Origin of the sequence: Phytopseudomonas daroniae (assembly GCF_004327275.1) — a bacterium.
In the GTDB taxonomy this organism is placed as follows: domain Bacteria; phylum Pseudomonadota; class Gammaproteobacteria; order Pseudomonadales; family Pseudomonadaceae; genus Aquipseudomonas; species Aquipseudomonas daroniae.
Genome location: NZ_QJUJ01000004.1, coordinates 422,744 through 440,112, shown reverse-complemented (window position 1 = coordinate 440,112; position 17,369 = coordinate 422,744). Strand labels below are relative to the sequence as shown.

Genomic DNA, 17,369 nt, shown 5'->3' with positions numbered 1-17,369 from the left:
TGACCCGACCCCGGTGATCCGTTGAAACAGGCCCAGTGCAATCCATCTCCAGCCTTTCGCCCCTCGGCCTGTCCGGGGTTGCTGCGTATCGTGCAGGCGAAGGACGGCGGTATCTGCCGGATCAAGCTGGCCTGCGGCCGCCTCGACGCCAGCCAGGCCGAGCGCATCGCCCAGGCCGCGCAACGCCATGCAGGCGGCGTGCTCGAAGCCACCAACCGCGCCAACCTGCAGATCCGCGGCATCCATGCCGGCAGTGAAGATGCGCTGATCGGCGAGCTGCTGGCTGCGGGTCTCGGCCCGAACTCACCCGGTGCCGACGATGTGCGCAACCTGATGGTCAGCCCCGCCGCCGGCCTCGATCCGGCGGCGCTGGTCGACGTGTCGGCGCTGGCCGCACGCTTGCTGACGACCCTGGAGAACACGCCGCGCCTGCACGCGCTGTCGCCCAAGTTCGCCCTGCTGCTCGATGGCGGCGAACGCCTTGCCATGCTCGAACATCCCCACGATATCTGGCTCAGCGCCCTGCCGCTGGATGGCCAGATCGGCTATGCCTTCGGCCTGGCCGGTTGCCCGCCACAGGCACCTGGCGATGCGCCCGCGCTGGCAGTGGTGCCCGAGGCGCATGCCCATGATCTGCTGCTGGCGCTGCTCGATCTGTTTCTCGAACTGGCCAGCCCCGAGCAGACGCGCATGCGCCATCTGCTCGTCAGCCACCCGGCCGCCGAACTGCTGCAGCGCCTGGGCGAACGTCTGGGTGACGTTCTGCTGAGCGCGGATCAGTGGCGGCGCAGCCCTGCCGAACCCCAGGCCCATATCGGTATCGGCGCCCAGCGCCAGCCTGGTCTGGTGTATATCGGCGGGGTGCCGCCGTTGGGCCGAATCGACGCTGAACAACTGCTTGGCCTGGCCGCTCTGGCTCGGCGTCTGGGCGATGGCAGCCTGCGCCTGACCCCCTGGCAGAGCGTGTTGCTGCCGAATATCGCCGAGGCCGATGCGAAGACAGCTGCCCAGGCGCTGGAAGGGCTCGGTCTGCTGGTCGATGCCGATGCGCCGTTGACACGCGTCATCGCCTGTACCGGTTCGAGCGGTTGCGCCAAGGGCCTGGCCGACACCAAGGCCGATGCCGGGCGCCTGGCCGAAAGGCTGCAGGCCGGCAGCCGGCAGGCGGGCATCCACCTCAGCGGCTGCAGCCGCTCTTGCGCCGCGGCGCACCGTGCGCCAGTGACCCTGCTGGCGGTAGCCGAGGGGCGCTACGACCTGTTCGCCCGTCGTTCTGACAGCAACGATTTCGGCGCGCCACTGGCGCGCCACCTGACACTCGACGAAGCCAGCGAGCTGCTGGCTTCGCTTCCCGATACCTGGAGTTTCACCCGATGACCGATTACATCCGCGATGGTCAGGAGATCTATCGCCATTCCTTCTCCATCATCCGCGCCGAGGCCGACCTGAGCGCCATTCCGGCGGATCTGGAGAAGCTCGCGGTGCGGGTCATCCACGCCTGCGGCATGGTCGATGTGGTGCAGGATCTGCGCTTTTCCGCGGGTGCCGGCACGGCCGGGCGTCAGGCCCTGGCCAATGGCGCGGCGATTCTTTGCGATGCGCGCATGGTCGCCGAAGGGGTGACCCGTACGCGCCTGCAAGCGGGCAACCCGGTGCTCTGCACCCTCAACGATGCCGGTGTACCGGAGCTGGCCAAGAAGCTGGGCAACACCCGTTCGGCGGTGGCCCTGGAGCACTGGCGCGAGCACCTCGAAGGCTCGGTGGTGGTAATCGGCAATGCGCCCACCGCACTCTTCTATCTACTCGACATGCTCGCTGCCGGTGCGCCCAAGCCAGCGCTGATTCTCGGTTTCCCGGTGGGCTTCGTCGGTGCCGCGGAATCCAAGGAGCTGCTCGCCAGCACCTTCGCCGAACACGGCGTGCCCTACGTGATCGTCCAGGGCCGTCGCGGTGGCAGCGCCATGGCCGCCGCCGCGGTCAACGCCCTGGCCACGGAGGTCGAATGATGACCGGTATGGACCGCCCCGGCAAAGGCCGCCTGCTGGGCCTGGGCGTAGGCCCGGGCGACCCGGAACTGATCACCCTCAAGGCCCTGCGCCTGCTCAAGTCGTCGCCCGTGGTCGGCTACTTCGTGGCCAAGGCCAATATCGGCCAGGGCGGCAACGCCTTCGGCATCATCGAAGCGCACCTGGAAGACAGCCAGCAGCGCCTGCCGCTGGTCTACCCGGTGACCACCGAAAAGCTCGAGCCTCCGTTGTGCTACGAGGACGTGATCAGCGATTTCTACGACACCTGCGCCAACCAGGTCGCCGAGCACCTCGACGCCGGCCGCGACGTGGCGGTGATCTGCGAAGGCGACCCGTTCTTCTACGGCTCCTACATGTACCTGCACGACCGCCTGGCCGAGCGCTACGAGGCCCAGGTGATTCCCGGCGTGTGTTCGATGCTCGGTAGCGCGGCGGTGCTCGGCGTACCACTGGTATACCGCAACCAGAGCCTGTCGGTGCTCTCCGGCGTGCTGCCCGAAGACGAGCTGCGCGAGCGCCTGCGCGACGCCGAAGCCGCCGTGGTGATGAAACTCGGACGCAACTTCGAGAAAGTACGCCGGATACTGGTGGATCTCGACCTGCACGACCGCGCCCACTACGTGGAGCGGGCGACCATGGCCAACCAGCGCATCGTGCCGCTGGACGAAGTCGAGCCCATGGCCTCGCCGTATTTTTCGATGATCGTGGTGCCGGGTAAGAAGTGGCGGGGTTGAGCTGACCTTGCCCCTTGCATAGCGTAGGAGCCGGCTTGCCGGCGAATCGATTTCAGCCTGCATGCCGGTACCGATTTCACCAACGTTATCGCCGGCAAGCCAGCTCCTACATGATTTCAGCGAACTTGCCTGCCTGCTCCTGACAGTGGATAAACCATGACTCCCTCCCCCGCTCTCGTCATCCTCGGCCCCTCTGCACTGGCCACTGCGCGGCGCATCCAGGCGCTTTATCCACAGGCCGTCATCCATGGCCTGCACGGACGGGTCGAGGCCGATCAGGCCTATGACGACTTTGGCGATACCTTGCGCAGTCTGTATCGCAACGGCACGCCGATCATCGCCCTGTGCGCTGCAGGAATCGTCATCCGCAGCCTGGCCCCGCTGCTCGCCAGCAAGGGCGCCGAGCCACCGGTGCTGGCCGTGGCCGAAGACGGCAGCGCCGTGGTGCCGCTGCTCGGCGGCCTGGGCGGCGTCAACCGTATGGCCCGAGAGATCGCCGCGGCACTGGAAACCAGCGCGGCCATCACCACCAGCGGCGAACTGCGCTTCGGCACCTGCCTGCTCGACCCGCCGAGCGGCTACGCCCTGGCCGATCTCGAGCAGGGCAAACGCTTCGTCTCCGATCTGCTTGGCGGCGAAAGCCTGCGTATCGATGGCAGCGCGCCCTGGCTGGCCGAGGCCAGGCTGCCGCTGGCCGAGGATGCCGGTCGCACGGTACGCATCACCACCGAGCAGGTCGCGCAGCAGCAGAACGAACTGCTGATCCACCCACGCACGCTGCTCGCCCTGATCGATACGGCGGACGATGACCTTGTGGCGCGCATCAGGCAGGCACTCGGCCAGGCAGGCCTGGCGGCCAAGGCGCTCGCTGCCCTGCTCGCCCCGCAGGCACTGATGACCGACAGGCGCCTGACACAGGCAGCTGCCGACCTTGCGGTACCGCTGCGTTTCATCAACACCAGCGATGCACTGCCAGCGCCCGTCCACCGTGGCGAAGGCCTGCAGTTGTTGCAGGCAGATTCGCCCGAGGCAGCGCAAACGGTTGGCCACCCGCGAGGCCGCCTGAGCGTGATCGGCCTCGGCCCGGGCGCCGCCGAACACATGACCCCCGCGGTACGCCGCGCGCTGGACGAGGCCGAGGATCTGCTTGGCTACGAAACCTACGTGAAGATGGCCGAGCCGCTGCGCCCCGAACAGGTACGCCACTGCAGCGACAATCGTGAAGAACTGCAACGCGCCCGCCACGCCTTCGAGCTGGCCGCCAGTGGCCGGCGCGTGGTGGTGATTTCCTCCGGCGACCCCGGCGTGTTCGCCATGGCGGCGGCCGTGCTGGAAGCCCTGGAAGCGACCGACGCGCCCGCCGGCTGGCACGCCGTCGAACTGGAGGTTCTTCCCGGCGTGTCCGCCGCTCTGGCTACCGCCGCCAAGGCCGGCGCGCCGCTGGGTCACGACTTCTGCCTGATCTCCCTGTCGGACAATCTCAAGCCCTGGGCGGCGATCGAAAACCGCCTCGACCATGCCGGCGCAGCGGATCTGGCCATGGCCTTCTACAACCCGATCTCCAAGGCCCGCCCCTGGCAACTCGGCCGCGCTCTGGAAATCGTCCGCCAGCACCGCACGCCCGATACCGTGGTGGTGCTGGGCCGCGATATCGGTCGCCCCGCCGAAGCCCTCCGTGTGCTCAACCTCGGCGAGCTGACCCCGCAGATGGTCGACATGCGCACCCTGGTGATCATCGGCTCCAGCCAGACCCGCCGCTTCCCCAGAGGCGACGGCGGTGAGTGGGTGTATACGCCGCGCAGTTATCCACAGACACCCGAAGAGACTTCATCTGCCATGTGAGCAGGCCTTTACACCACCTTTACACCTGCCTGACGTCCCTTTGCACAGGCCCCTCGATAATCGACTCTGCCCCACCACCTGGTCGGGCTGTCGCATTCTCTGGAGCCCATGATGAAAGCAAGTCTCCCCTGTACCGCCGTCGTCGCACTGTTGCTGACGACGCTTTCCCTGAGTGCTCTGGCTGGCCCCGGCGGGCCGGGTGGAAGCCCAGGTGGACATGGCGGGCACGGCGGCCCCGGGCCAGGTTGGGGAGGCCCGGGCCCGCGGCATGGCCATGGCTTGCCGAACCATGCTCGCGAATTGTGGATCGGCAGCGCGCTGTACTTCGTTGCCGCCGGCACTTACTACATGTGGAATGCCGATCGCAGGCAGTACATCGTGGTCGAGGCGCCACCGGTGATCAGCTCGGCGCCAGCGGCCAACTACGATGTGATCGCCTACCCGGCACGCGGCCAGAATGCCGATCTGCAGGCCCGCGACCGCTACGAATGCCATAGCTGGGCGGTCAGCCAGAGCGGCTTCGACCCGGCCACCGCGACCAGCGCGCCAGCGCCCAGTGCCACCGACTACTATCGGCGCGCACTGGGCGCCTGCCTGAGCGGGCGCGGCTACAGCATCAACTGACCTAGGCCAGCAAGGCCTTCAGATCGTCGTACAGCGCCTGGGGAATCTGCACGCCGTCGGCGAGGCTGCGGGCGCGGGCGTCATAGCGCCGTTGTGACGGCAGGCGCGCGCCCTGCTCCTGAATCCCTTCGAACAGCGCCTCGGCCCTGGCCAGGTGCTCATCGGCAGCAGCGCCGAGAAAGCGCTGCGGGTCGAGGGCGATGATCAGCTCGCCGTGATAGGGCGACGACTTGCTGCCCGCGTCATAGGCCAGGGACTCGGCGCTGGTCAGGTCGCCGATCAGCGGCCCGGCGATCAGCTCGACCATGGCCGCCAGCGCCGAGCCCTTGTGCCCGCCGAAAGTCAGCATGGCGCCATTCATGACGGCCTCGGCGTCAGTGCTTGGCTGGCCGTCGGCGTCGATGCCCCAGCCTTCCGGGATCGCTTTGCCAGCACGGCGGTGCAGCTCGATATCACCGCGGGCGATGGCACTGGTGGCGAAGTCGAAAATGAACGGATGCTTGCCGGCGCGCGGCCAGCCAAAGGCGATGGGATTGGTGCCGAAGATCGGTTTGCTGCCGCCGGCTGGCGCCACCCAGGCATGGCTCGGGTTGCAGGCCAGGGCCACCAGCCCGGCTTCGGTGAGCGCTTCGATCTCCACCCACAATGCGGAAAAATGCACACAGCGGTTGATCGCCAGGGCGGCGATACCATTGGCCCTGGTCTTCTCTTGCAGCACGGGCAACCCCGCCTGGAAGGCCAGTTGCGAAAAGCCACCGCGGGCATCCACGCGGACGATCGAAGGCGCCTGATCGATCACCTCGGGCTCGGCATCGGCCACCACCTTGCCCGCTTTCAGCGAGCTCACGCAGCCCAGCACACGGTACAGACCGTGAGAGGCGCAGCCATCGCGCTCACCGGCCAGCACGGTGGTGGTCACAGCGCGTGCCTGGGCTTCGCTGAACCCGTTGTGGCGCATGATCGCCAGCGCCAGGTCACCCGCTTCAGCCAGGGTCAGTCGAATCATCTTCAGCTCCTTGTTCAAGGTGGCCGCAGGGCCAAATGGACGTTATACAGTGCGACTCGAAGCATCGGGCTGGCTTGATGCGTTTGGCTCGGACGGATGACGAATTCAGCATAGCCGGCACACCCCGAGCGTTCACTTGTGCGAGCCCTGGGTTACGCTGATAGAATGCGACAAATTCTCATTCCCATCGAATATATCCCGTGCACTCCACTTCATCGGCAACCCACCTCCAGCATCAGGCCATCGACCAGCTTTACAGCCACCACCACGGCTGGCTGCAAACCTGGCTGCGCAAGCGCCTGGGCAACGCCGCCGATGCGGCGGATCTGGCCCAGGATACCTTCGTGCGCCTGCTCAGCAGCGCGCCAGGCGAGCCCCTGAGTCTCACGACGCCCCGCGCCTATCTGGCGACCATCGCCAATCGCCTGACCATCAACCTCTACCGCCGCCGCTCCCTGGAGCAAGCCTACCTGACCGCGCTGGCGGAAACGCCGGAAGATCTGGCGCCATCGCTGGAACATCAGGCCCTGGTGCTCGAAGCCCTCGACGAGGTCGACCGAGTGCTCGCCATACTGCCAGCCAAGACCCGCCAGGCGTTCCTGATGGCTCAGTTGGAGGGTTATACACAGGAAGAGATCGCCAGCCGGCTCAACCTCAGCGTGCGCTCGGTGCAGCGTCACCTGGCACGGGCCTTCGAGGAATGCATCGTGCTCGCCAGCCAGGGCGCGCAGCATGAGTGATACGCCCATCGACCGGCGCATCGCCCGTGAAGCGGCTGGCTGGTTCGTGCGCCTGCAGAACGGCGGCGCCAGCGCCGCCGAGCATGCCGCCTGCACCGAGTGGCGGGCGCGGCACAGCGATCACGAACGCGCCTGGCAACTGGCAGAGCGCTTCAGCGCTCAAGCCCAGCAGCTTTCCAGCGGGGCCGGGCGTGCGGCCCTGGAACGCCCGCGCAACCTGGAGCGGCGGCGTGTACTCAAGACCCTGGCGCTGCTGATTGTCGCCGCCCCGCTCGGCCTGGCCGCGCAACGGGGCCTGCCGTGGCGCGAATGGCAGGCGGACGAGCGTACCGCCACCGGCGAGCAGCGCACCCTGCACCTGCCGGATGGCGGACAGATTCGCCTTAACACCGGCAGCGCCGTGGATATCGCCTACGACGACAGCGTACGCCGCGTGCGCCTGATCGCCGGGGAGATGCTCGTCGAGGTGCCCCGCGAGCGCGCCAGACGGCCGTTCATCGTCGATACCGCCGAGGCGGAAATCACCCTGCTCGGCAGTCGCTTTCTGGTTCGTCAGTATCCGCATAGCACTTACCTCGCCGCGCTCGAAGGCGCTGTCGAAGTGCGTCCGCGGCTGTCCCGAGGTGATGACGGCCTGTTGCGTCTGGCGACCGGCCAGCAGACCCGCGTCAGCGCCCAGATTGCGGAACCCGCCATGGCACTGGCACAGAGTCGTCTCGACTGGCTCAGCGGTGTACTGCGCGCAGAGAAGATGCGCCTGGATGATTTCGTCAGCGAGCTGGATCGCTACCGCCCCGGCCTGCTGCGCTGCGATCCAGCGGTGGCCGGACTGCTGATTTCCGGCGCCTTCCAGTTACGCGATACCGACCAGATTCTCCGCGCCCTGAGCCAGACCCTGCCGGTGAGCATCCACTACCGCACGCCCTATTGGGTCACCGTCACGGCGCGTGCAAGCGCGTAAGAAGAATCATTGTCGTGTATTTCCTTTGCCGCGTGTCTCTCCCGTAACCACAACACTCTGACAGGGCGGGGACGAACACATGGCGACGACGCAGGGCATGCAACCACTGGCACGGGCGGTACACGCTGCCGCACTGAGCCTGATCATCGCGGGCGGCAGCCTGGCCGCGGCCTCGCTGCAGGCCGCCGAGCAGGCCGCGCAACAGAGCCGTGCCTACCAGGTGCCAGCCGGTAATCTGAGCAGTGCGCTGTCCGACTTCGCCAGCCAGGCGGGTATCACGCTGCCCATAGAACCGAGCCTGGTGGAAGGTTTGCGCAGCCCCGGCCTGAACGCATCCAGCAGCGTGGAAGGCGGCCTGCGGCAACTGCTGCAGGGTACCGGCCTGCAGGCCGTGCCGCAGGGTAATGGCCTTTACCTGCTAACACCGGCTCAGGCCGCTCAAGGCCTCGAACTGGGCGCCACCAACGTGACCGGCCGTGCTCTGGCCAGCACCACCGAGAACAGCGGTTCTTACACCACCGGGGCCATGCAGACCGCTACCAAGCTGCCTCTGAGCCTGCGCGAAACGCCACAGTCGGTCAGTGTGATCACGCGAAAGCGTATGGACGACAAGGCCATGACCAGCATCAGTGACGTCGTCCAGAGCACACCCGGCGTGTTCCTCAATAACTCGGGAGGTGTCGGCAGGCCGTCCTTCAGCGCTCGTGGCTTCGATGTCGACAATGTCATGTATGACGGCTTCCCCACCAGCCTGCTGACCTACCTGCCCAGTGGTGAAGCCAACCTGGCCATGTATGACCGGGTAGAGATCGTCCGTGGTGCCACGGGCCTGGCCCAGGGCGCCGGCAGCCCATCCGGCGCCATCAACCTGGTGCGCAAGCGCCCGACCCATGAATTCCAGGGCACGCTCACCGGCAGTGCCGGCAGTTGGGACGATTACAGCGGCACGCTGGATGTCGGTGGCCCCCTCAATGAAAACGGCACCCTGCGCGCCCGTACCGTGGTTTCGCGGCAGGACGCCAGAAGCTTCCGTGATTCGGTGGAGCACGATCACGACCTGTTCTACGGCGTGGTCGACGCCGACCTGAGCGAAAGCACCACCCTGACTCTCGGCGCCTACCGACAGAAGAACCATACCAACTATATCTGGGGCGGGCTGCCCATGGCCCGTGGCGGCGGTCATCTGGGGCTGCCACGCGATACCTTCCTGGGTCATGACTGGGAATACTCGGACAATCGCACCACCGGTTATTTCGCCACACTGGAGCAGGGCTTCGCCAACGACTGGACGCTGCGCCTGGCAGCCATGCAGTCGAAGACCGACACCGACGTGCTGGCCTCCTCGGTATGGGAATACGATCGCCACTATCTATGGACGGAAGCCATGGAGCAGAAGGAAACCGGCTACGACCTGGCGCTCAGCGGCCCCTTCCAGCTACTTGGTCAAGAGCATGACCTGACCCTGGGCGTAAGCAAGCGCCAGCTGGATTATCGTTCCGGTAAGGCCTGGAGCGCTTTCATCGACGCTGGCAGCAATCCCTTCGAGTGGGATCCAGGTGCTCATACCAAGCCGGAATACGTCACTGGCAGTAACGGACTTCCCGAGACCACCACTCAGGACAGCGTCTATGCCAGCACCCGCCTGCGCCTCAGCGAGCCACTGTCGCTGATCCTCGGCGGCCGCGTCGACTGGTACGAATTCGACGACCGCGAAAACAGTGAAGGCAACTATAAGGTCACTCGCAATCTGACCCGCTATGCCGGCCTGGTCTACGACCTGGATGCCAATCACTCGGTCTATGTCAGTTACACCGATATCTTCAAGCCGCAGAGCGAGCGAGGCCTGGACAGAAAACCGCTGGAGCCGGTGGTTGGCGAGAACTACGAGGTCGGCATCAAGGGCGAATACTACGACGGTGCACTGAACGCCAGCCTGGCTGTTTTCCAGATCGACCAGAAGAACCGTGCCCAGACGCTGACGGGTCAGCTGGGATGTGGTTCCACTCCGGACAGTTCCTGCTACGAGGCTGCCGGGCTGGTGCGTAGCAAGGGCATCGACCTGGAAATCCAGGGCGCCCTGACCGACAACTGGCAGGTTGCCGCCGGTTACACCTACACCCAGACGAAATACGTCAGCGACGCCAACGCAGCCAGAGAAGGCGAAGACTTCGACCGCAAGAAACCGCGTCAGCTGTTCAAACTGTCCACGCTCTATACCCTGCCCGGTGAACTGCAACGCTGGCGTGTTGGTGGCGATCTCTATCAGCAGAGCCGCATCCGCACCGCGGCTGACGACGGAAGCTGGCGCAACCAGCAGGGGTCTTACACCGTGGTCGGCCTGGTGGCAGGCTACAAGGCCAGCGAACAGCTGGATCTGCAGCTCAACGTCAACAACCTGGTCGACCGCACCTACTACAGCAGCGTGGCCAACGGCGAGTGGTACCCCTATGACATCTACGGCGACCCACGTAATTTCAAGATGACTGCCCGCTACAGCTTCTGAGAAAGCGGCTCGCCAGCGAAGATCCAGGGAAGGACGAGGCAGACCGGCTGCATTGTGGCGGAAGCGGCCTGTCGGGTGGACGACGCTTCATCCGTCCACCGCTCTGCGATCGCGATGGTGGATGAAAAGAGCGTCATCCACCCTACGGGGTGAGCGTCCGCTTACGCCTTTAAGACCGTAGAACGTAGCCTGGATTAGCCGCAGGCGTAATCCGGGGCCGAAGGCCGTGATCCATGGTTCAACGCGGGTCACCGAACGGCCGCTTACGCCTTGTTCCAGACGCAAAAACCGGCGGCGGGGCGTGGTGCTAGGCGGCCAGTTGGCGGCGCAGTTCGGCCAGCACCGGTGCGCTGTCCGGGCGCACGCCACGCCACAGGTGGAAGGCTTCCACGGCCTGCTCGACCAGCATACCGAGGCCATCGAGGGTACGCGCAGCACCCTGTTCCGCGGCCCAGCGGTTGAAGGCGGTGGGGCCGGCGCCATACATCATGTCGTAGCAGCAGGTGTGGCCTGGCTGGATCAGGCTGGCGGCGATCGGTGGCAGCTCGCCAGACAGGCTGGCGGAGGTACCGTTGATGATCAGATCCACCGGCGCGTCGATCCAGTCGAAACCGCTGGCGACCACGGAACCAAGATCAGTGAACTGGCGGGCCAGTTGTTCGGCCTTTTCCACCGTGCGGTTGGCGATCACCAGGGTCTGCGGCTGCTGCGCCAGGAAGGGTTCGAGAATGCCGCGTACCGCGCCACCGGCGCCGAGCAGCAGAATGCGCTTGCCGCGCAGGTCGATCCCGGCATTCACGGTCAGGTCGCGCACCAGGCCGGCACCGTCGGTGTTGTCACCGAGCAGGCTGCCGTCATCGAGCTTCTTCAGGGTATTCACCGCACCGGCACGTCGGGCGCGCTCGGTCAGGCTATCGGCCAGGGCGCAGGCCTGCTCCTTGAACGGCACGGTCACGTTGCCGCCACGGCCTTCGGCGAAGAAGGCCCGAGCGTAGCCGTCGAAATCCTCCAGCGGCGCCAGCAGCGCCTCGTAGCTCAGCTCCTGGCCAGTCTGTTCAGCGAACAGACGGTGGATCAGGGGCGACTTGCTGTGGCCGATGGGGTTGCCGAATACACCGTAGCGATCCATGAAATTTCCGTGCGCAAAAGCCAAAGGCGGCAAGCCTGAAGCTTTTTGCGTCGAGCTTCAAGTTCAGTTCTGGCTGTTCAGCCAGTCGCGGTCAGTCAGGAAATACTCGGTCAGGCGTGCTTCTTCGCTACCCGGTTGCGCTTTCCAGTCGTAGCCCCAGCGCACCTGAGGCGGCAACGACATGAGAATCGACTCGGTACGCCCGCCCGACTGCAGGCCGAACAGGGTGCCGCGGTCGTAGACCAGGTTGAACTCCACGTAGCGACCACGGCGAAACTCCTGGAACTCGCGCTGCGCCGGGGTGAAGGACAGGGTCTTGCGGCGCTGCACGATGGGCAGGTAGGCCTCGATGTAGGCGTCGCCGATGGCGCGGATGAAAGCGAAGCAGGTGTCGAAATCCCACTCGTTGAGGTCGTCGAAGAACAGCCCGCCGATCCCACGCGGCTCACCGCGGTGCTTGAGGTGGAAGTAGCGATCGCACCAGGCCTTGTAGCGCGGATAGACATCGGCGCCGAACGGCGCGCAGGCCTGCTCGGCGACACGGTGCCAGTGCACGCAGTCTTCTTCGTTGCCGTAATACGGCGTCAGGTCGAAGCCGCCACCGAACCACCAGACCGGCGCTTCACCTTCCTTCTCGGCGCTGAAGAAGCGCACGTTGGCGTGGGACGTCGGCACATGGGGATTGTGCGGGTGGATCACCAGGGATACGCCGAGGGCCTGGAAACCGCGCCCGGCCAGTTCCGGGCGATGGGCGCTGGCCGATGGCGGCAGGCTGTCGCCGAACACGTGGGAGAAATTCACGCCGCCCTTCTCGATCAGCGCGCCGTCACCGATCACCCGCGTGCGTCCACCACCGCCACCCGGGCGCTGCCAGGCGTCTTCGATGAAGCTCGCCTTGCCGTCCTCGGCTTGCAGGGCGGCACAGATACGATCTTGCAGATCGAGCAGGTAGGCCTTTACGGCCTCGGTCTGATCACTCACGGTGGGCACCTTGTGTTACGAACGTCGGGCGAAATCGGCGGCTAGCATAGCACCGGGTATCGGCGCTCCGCAGTTGACGCCGGTCAACGACAGATGCGACGTTCGACTCCGCACGCAAAAGCGTACCCAACGCCCGATAGATTCGGGATCTATTGCATTCACTTTCACGCAGGAGCAAAGACGATGGCCAAACGCATCCAGTTCAGCCGCCACGGCGGCCCCGAGGTACTCGAATACGCCGACTACCAGCCGGTCGCTCCCGGGCCCCACGAGGTGCGTGTACACAACCAGGCCATCGGCCTCAATTTCATCGACACCTATTTCCGCAACGGCCTGTATGCGCCGCCTTCGCTGCCGTCCAGCCTGGGTACCGAGGGTGCCGGTTTCGTCGATGCCATCGGCTCCGAGGTCAAGAACTTCCAGGTGGGCGACCGCGTGGCCTACGCCACCGGCCCGCTGGGAAGCTACAGCGAACTGCACGTGCTGCCGGCGGAAAAGCTGGTCAAGCTGCCTGAAGCCATCAGCTTCGAGCAGGCCGCAGCGGTGATGCTCAAGGGCCTGACCGTACAGTATCTGCTGCGCCAGACCGCCGAGCTGAAGAGAGGCGACATCATTCTGTTCCACGCTGCCGCTGGCGGTGTCGGCTCCTTCGCCTGCCAATGGGCCAAGGCGCTCGGCGTCAAGCTGATCGGCACCGTGAGTTCGGCGAAGAAGGCCGAGCGCGCCTTGCAACAGGGCGCCTGGGCAACCATCGATTACAGCCACGAGAATGTTGCGCAGCGCGTGCTGGAACTGACCGACGGCAAGAAATGCCCGGTGGTCTACGATGGCGTCGGCAAGGACACCTGGGAAACCTCGCTGGACTGCGTCGCGCCCCGCGGCCTGCTGGTCAGCTTCGGTAACGCCTCTGGCGCAGTGACCGGCGTCAACCTCGGTATCCTCTCGCAGAAAGGCTCGCTGTACGTCACCCGCCCGACCCTGGCCGGCTATGCCGACACTCCGGAACATCTGCAGAAGATGGCCGACGAACTGTTCGACATGATCGCCAAGGGCAAACTCACGGTGGAGATCGGCCAACGCTACCCGCTGCGCGACGCCGCTGCCGCCCAGGCCGCGCTCAGTGCGCGGCAGACCACGGGATCGACCATCCTGCTGCCCTGAAGCAGCCCTCCGTAGGGTGGATCGGGGCGCGTAGCTGACGCTTCACCTACGCGGCCCGATCCACCCTACGGTTTGTCGCTTGAAGCTTGCCGCTGCCGTCAGGCCGGTCGGCGCACGTCTCCAGTGACCAGATCACGAATCACACTGGGATTGCGTCGCCCGCCCAGAGCACCGCCGAGCACCGCATCCAGCTGCCGTGGAAAGTACTGTTCGACCCGCAGTCGCGAGCGCGCGGCCGGCCGGCCGGCGGGGTTGGCGGAGGTCGAGACCAGCGGCCCGGTCAGCGCGCAGAGTTCACGCACCCGCGGGTGATCGCTGACCCGTAGAGCGACGCTGTCGTGCTCACCAGTAATCCACCGCGGCAGACGATCCTGATGCGGCACCAGCCAGGTATTGGGACCGGGCCAGGTGCTGGCCAGGCGATCCTGCCAGATTTCGGGCAGATCCTCGAGCAGGAAGTCGAACTGGCGAATAGTGTCGGCCACCAAGATCAGTCCCTTGTGGATGGGTCGTTCCTTCAGTGCCAGCAGCCGATCCACTGCCATTTCATCCCAGGGATCGCACCCCAGCCCCCAGACCGCCTCGGTCGGATAGGCGATAACGCCGCCGGCGCGAACCACGCGCGCTGCCTGCTGAACCTGCCAACTGGTGATCATGGATGCCTCTCCAGAAAAACACTGGGCGCAGTGTATCCAAGCTAGGGCTTGCAGCCCACCCAAAGCCCGGCTTCGCAGGCAACTCGCCCGTCCAGCTCCAACTCGGTCAACGCGGCGAGCACCTCGGGCAGCGGCCAACCGCTGGAGTGAGCCAGGGCCTCGCTGCTGTGGGGTGCGGCGTGCAGCAGCGCCAACAAAGGATGGGCTGACGGTTGCGAGACAGCCTCGGCACTCGCCGGATGCTCGAAGCCGAGTGCCTGCCAGCCACGCAAAGCTTCGAGGATGTGCTCGATGCTTTCCACCAGCGTGGCGCCGTCACGAATCAGCTGATGACAGCCCTTGGAGCCCGGATGGTGGATGGAGCCGGGAATCGCGTACACCTCGCGGCCCTGCTCGGCCGCCAGGCGCGCCGTGATCAACGATCCGCTCGACGGGCTGGCCTCGACCACCAGCACGCCCAGGGAAAGGCCGCTGATGATGCGATTCCTGCGCGGAAAATTGCTCGCCTGAGGCGGACAGTCCAACGGCAGCTCCGAGACCAGCGCCCCGCCACGTTCGATGATGTCCTGCGCCAGACGTTTGTGACGTGCCGGATACAGGCACTGTAGACCGGTACCGAGCACGGCGACGGTATGCCCCTCGGCATCCAGCGCCCCCTGATGAGCCGCCCCGTCGATGCCCAGCGCCAGCCCGCTGGTGATCACGAAACCACTGCGCGCCAGGCTACGGGCGAAACTGCGCGCGGTATCCAGACCCGGCTTTGACGCCCGGCGGCTGCCGACCATGGCCAGTTGCGGGCGCTCGAGCAGCGTCGGATCACCGGCGACGAACAGCAGCGGCGGTGCGTCGGGAATTTCCGCAAGCAAGGCGGGGTAGCGCGGATCATCCCACATCAACACCTGCTGACCCGCTTCCTGCAACCACTCCAGGCTCAGCCGGGCTCGCTCGCGCACCTGCGCACTGCGCCGCGCCTCGGCGCACGCCAACGGCAGACCGAGCGAACGCCAGGCACTGGCCGGCGCGCTCAGGGCGGCAGACGCACTGTCGAAAGCGCTGAGCAGTTTGTGGAAACGCTTCGGCCCCAGCTCCGGCAGACAATGCAGGCGCAGGCGGGCTTCGAGTTCGGCGGGAGACAATGCACAAGAGAGTTGCGACATGGCTGATCATCCTTGATCGGTCGCGCCGCCACAGCGGCGGGGGTAGAAAACACAAGCCCCGCGTCTGCGGGGCTTGTCGGTGTTACGGGTTGCGAACCTTGTCCATCACCGCCAACTGCCGCGAGGCGTTGAGAACCAGGCCATAGCTGAGTTTGTCGTAGGTGCGGAACACCATGAGCAGGCCGGCACGCTCGTCGGGAATTTTCACCGACTCACCGGTGACCCGGTCACGCACGGTTTCGCCGGTCTTGTAGACGGCCAGTACGTTGCCGACCTCCAGGCCGTCACGGGCGCCCTTGCTCAGGGTGACCACATCGAGCTGGCCGATCTGGCTGACGCCACGCGGTACATCGAGGATCAGGCCCTTGATCTCCACGGTCGGCTCGCTGGGCATGAAGGTCGAGTTGATCGCCCGCTCCTCGGTGGGGAACAGGCGGTCGCCGTTACGCACTTCCTGAGTGGTGCGCGTCAGGTTGAGGGTACCGACACCCTCTTCCTCGGCGACGATCTCGCCGCCGCCAATGTCATCGGCGTTGATACCGAGGAATTCCTTGGTATCCGGATCGGTGTAGGTCTTGCCCTGGCGGAAGATGCCGTATATCGGCTCCGCCGGGTCGAAGCTGCCACGGGCGTAGACGCGGTCACCCGCACCACTGACCACGCGCTCGGCATTGCCGGCGACGATGTAGGGCGCGCCCTGGAACGTTTCCGGGGTGTCGACGATGCGATTCCTCAGCAGAAAGCTGTTGATCGCTTCCAGCGGAATGGTCGGAATGGCTTCGGCCATCGGCGTGCTGCGGATCTTCGGCGACAGTTTGATGGTGCCACGCGATTCGCCACGGCCGAGCATCAGGCGCGGTTGACCGTCGATGTAAACCAGGCTCAGTACGTCGCCCGGATAGATCAGGTGCGGGTTTTCCACCTGTGGGTTGGCGTGCCAGATCTCCGGCCATTTCCAGGGCTGACGCAGGAACTTGCCGGAAATATCCCAGAGGGTGTCGCCCTTCACGACCGTGTAACGGTCGGGATGGCCTTCCTTGAGCTGCACCTCGGCGAGTGCCAGGCCGCTCGCGGCGACCAGCAGCAGGGCGAGTAGTGATTTCCTCATGCGGTGAATCCCTTTATTATGTGGCTTCGCGTTAAGCGCCCTAGCGCCGCGACAGAACCCAGTAAAACCGCGGCATGAAGCCGTTTTTCGATGCTGCCGCCATCTTAGCAGCGGATTTTGAATTTATTCCACAAGTGCATCACAAACGCATATGGCGATTTTAAACATCCTCGAATTTCCCGATCCGCGCCTGCGAACCATCGCCAAACCGGTGGACGTGGTCGATGACGCCCTGCGTCAACTGATCGATGACATGTTCGAAACCATGTATGACGCCCCCGGTATCGGCCTCGCCGCGACCCAGGTGAATGTACACAAGCGCGTGGTGGTCATGGATCTGTCCGAGGACAAGAGCGAGCCGCTGGTGTTCATCAACCCGGCGTTCGAACCGCTCACCGAGGAAATGGATCAATACCAGGAAGGCTGCCTGTCGGTGCCCGGCTTCTACGAGAACGTCGACCGCCCGCAGAAGGTCAGGATCAACGCGCTGGATCGCGACGGCCAGCCGTTCGAGATAATCGCCGAAGGCCTGTTGGCCGTGTGCATCCAGCACGAGTGCGATCACCTCAACGGCAAGCTGTTCGTCGACTACCTGTCTACGCTCAAGCGCGACCGCATCAAGAAGAAGCTGGAAAAGCTGCACCGCCAGCAGGTGTGATGCCACCCACCGCAAAGGCTTGCCACGGCAAGCCTTTTCTTTTTCAGGTGAAGCGCCCGGCCCCGCCGGCACTTCCGAGCAA

The 17,369-nt window shown here is 65.4% G+C and carries 16 protein-coding genes; 10 read left to right on the top strand and 6 right to left on the bottom strand.

Annotation, left to right across the window (positions count from 1 at the left end; translation table 11 throughout):
* The first annotated feature begins 21 nt into the window (after positions 1-21).
* From cobG to DNK10_RS12815, 5 genes are all read left to right on the top strand, one after another.
* Positions 22-1,377: a precorrin-3B synthase gene (gene cobG, locus DNK10_RS12835; protein ID WP_131191823.1), complete on the top strand. Its 1,356-nt coding sequence runs from the start codon at positions 22-24 to the stop codon at positions 1,375-1,377.
* Positions 1,374-2,006: a precorrin-8X methylmutase gene (locus DNK10_RS12830; RefSeq protein WP_131191822.1), complete on the top strand. Its 633-nt coding sequence runs from the start codon at positions 1,374-1,376 to the stop codon at positions 2,004-2,006. Before cobG ends, DNK10_RS12830 begins: the two co-directional genes overlap by 4 nt.
* 8 nt (positions 2,007-2,014) lie before the next feature.
* Positions 2,015-2,761, top strand: coding sequence for a precorrin-2 C(20)-methyltransferase (locus DNK10_RS12825; RefSeq protein ID WP_131191909.1), 747 nt, complete (start codon positions 2,015-2,017; stop codon positions 2,759-2,761).
* A 156-nt stretch (positions 2,762-2,917) separates the two neighbouring features.
* Positions 2,918-4,603, top strand: a complete 1,686-nt coding sequence (gene cobJ / locus DNK10_RS12820) for a precorrin-3B C(17)-methyltransferase (protein ID WP_131191821.1) — start codon at positions 2,918-2,920, stop codon at positions 4,601-4,603.
* A 111-nt stretch (positions 4,604-4,714) separates the two neighbouring features.
* Positions 4,715-5,227 carry a hypothetical protein gene (locus tag DNK10_RS12815; protein WP_131191820.1) on the top strand — a complete coding sequence of 171 codons (513 nt, stop codon included), beginning with the start codon at positions 4,715-4,717 and terminating at the stop codon, positions 5,225-5,227.
* Between the two features lies 1 nt (position 5,228).
* Here the strand turns inward: DNK10_RS12815 and DNK10_RS12810 are convergent, their stop codons facing one another.
* Positions 5,229-6,233: an Ldh family oxidoreductase gene (locus DNK10_RS12810; RefSeq protein WP_131191819.1), complete on the bottom strand. Its 1,005-nt coding sequence runs from the start codon at positions 6,231-6,233 to the stop codon at positions 5,229-5,231.
* A gap of 200 nt (positions 6,234-6,433) precedes the next feature.
* On the opposite strand from DNK10_RS12810, the gene DNK10_RS12805 reads away from it, so the two are divergent.
* The 3 genes from DNK10_RS12805 to DNK10_RS12795 all read left to right on the top strand — a co-directional run bounded on the left by DNK10_RS12805 (position 6,434) and on the right by DNK10_RS12795 (position 10,437).
* Positions 6,434-6,973: a sigma-70 family RNA polymerase sigma factor gene (locus DNK10_RS12805; protein WP_131179332.1), complete on the top strand. Its 540-nt coding sequence runs from the start codon at positions 6,434-6,436 to the stop codon at positions 6,971-6,973.
* Positions 6,966-7,934 (top strand): FecR domain-containing protein, encoded by a 969-nt coding sequence (locus DNK10_RS12800; RefSeq protein ID WP_131191818.1) that lies wholly within the window; start codon positions 6,966-6,968, stop codon positions 7,932-7,934. The genes DNK10_RS12805 and DNK10_RS12800 overlap by 8 nt, the downstream gene beginning before the upstream one ends.
* Positions 7,935-8,013: 79 nt before the next feature.
* The gene (locus DNK10_RS12795) at positions 8,014-10,437 is read left to right on the top strand and encodes a TonB-dependent siderophore receptor (protein ID WP_244216249.1); all 2,424 of its coding nucleotides are present in this window, start codon (positions 8,014-8,016) and stop codon (positions 10,435-10,437) included.
* A 307-nt stretch (positions 10,438-10,744) separates the two neighbouring features.
* Here the strand turns inward: DNK10_RS12795 and aroE are convergent, their stop codons facing one another.
* Complete coding sequence (aroE, locus tag DNK10_RS12790; protein WP_131191817.1) at positions 10,745-11,566, bottom strand: shikimate dehydrogenase; 822 nt, start codon at positions 11,564-11,566, stop codon at positions 10,745-10,747.
* A gap of 63 nt (positions 11,567-11,629) precedes the next feature.
* Positions 11,630-12,547 carry an oxygen-dependent coproporphyrinogen oxidase gene (hemF, locus tag DNK10_RS12785; RefSeq protein WP_131179335.1) on the bottom strand — a complete coding sequence of 306 codons (918 nt, stop codon included), beginning with the start codon at positions 12,545-12,547 and terminating at the stop codon, positions 11,630-11,632.
* A 183-nt stretch (positions 12,548-12,730) separates the two neighbouring features.
* Here hemF and DNK10_RS12780 point away from each other — a divergent pair, with 183 nt between their 5' ends.
* Complete coding sequence (locus DNK10_RS12780; RefSeq protein WP_131191816.1) at positions 12,731-13,708, top strand: NADPH:quinone reductase; 978 nt, start codon at positions 12,731-12,733, stop codon at positions 13,706-13,708.
* Positions 13,709-13,806: 98 nt separating this feature from the next.
* On the opposite strand, the gene tsaC is transcribed toward DNK10_RS12780, so the two are convergent.
* The 3 genes from tsaC to DNK10_RS12765 all read right to left on the bottom strand — a co-directional run bounded on the left by tsaC (position 13,807) and on the right by DNK10_RS12765 (position 16,629).
* Positions 13,807-14,364 carry an L-threonylcarbamoyladenylate synthase type 1 TsaC gene (tsaC, locus tag DNK10_RS12775; RefSeq protein WP_131179337.1) on the bottom strand — a complete coding sequence of 186 codons (558 nt, stop codon included), beginning with the start codon at positions 14,362-14,364 and terminating at the stop codon, positions 13,807-13,809.
* A gap of 41 nt (positions 14,365-14,405) precedes the next feature.
* On the bottom strand, positions 14,406-15,521 hold the full coding sequence (gene dprA / locus DNK10_RS12770) for a DNA-processing protein DprA (protein WP_131191815.1): 1,116 nt from the start codon (positions 15,519-15,521) through the stop codon (positions 14,406-14,408).
* Positions 15,522-15,603: 82 nt separating this feature from the next.
* Complete coding sequence (locus tag DNK10_RS12765) at positions 15,604-16,629, bottom strand: LysM peptidoglycan-binding domain-containing protein (protein WP_131179339.1); 1,026 nt, start codon at positions 16,627-16,629, stop codon at positions 15,604-15,606.
* Between the two features lie 151 nt (positions 16,630-16,780).
* On the opposite strand from DNK10_RS12765, the gene def reads away from it, so the two are divergent.
* Positions 16,781-17,287: a peptide deformylase gene (gene def / locus DNK10_RS12760; RefSeq protein WP_131179340.1), complete on the top strand. Its 507-nt coding sequence runs from the start codon at positions 16,781-16,783 to the stop codon at positions 17,285-17,287.
* Positions 17,288-17,369: the final 82 nt, after the last annotated feature.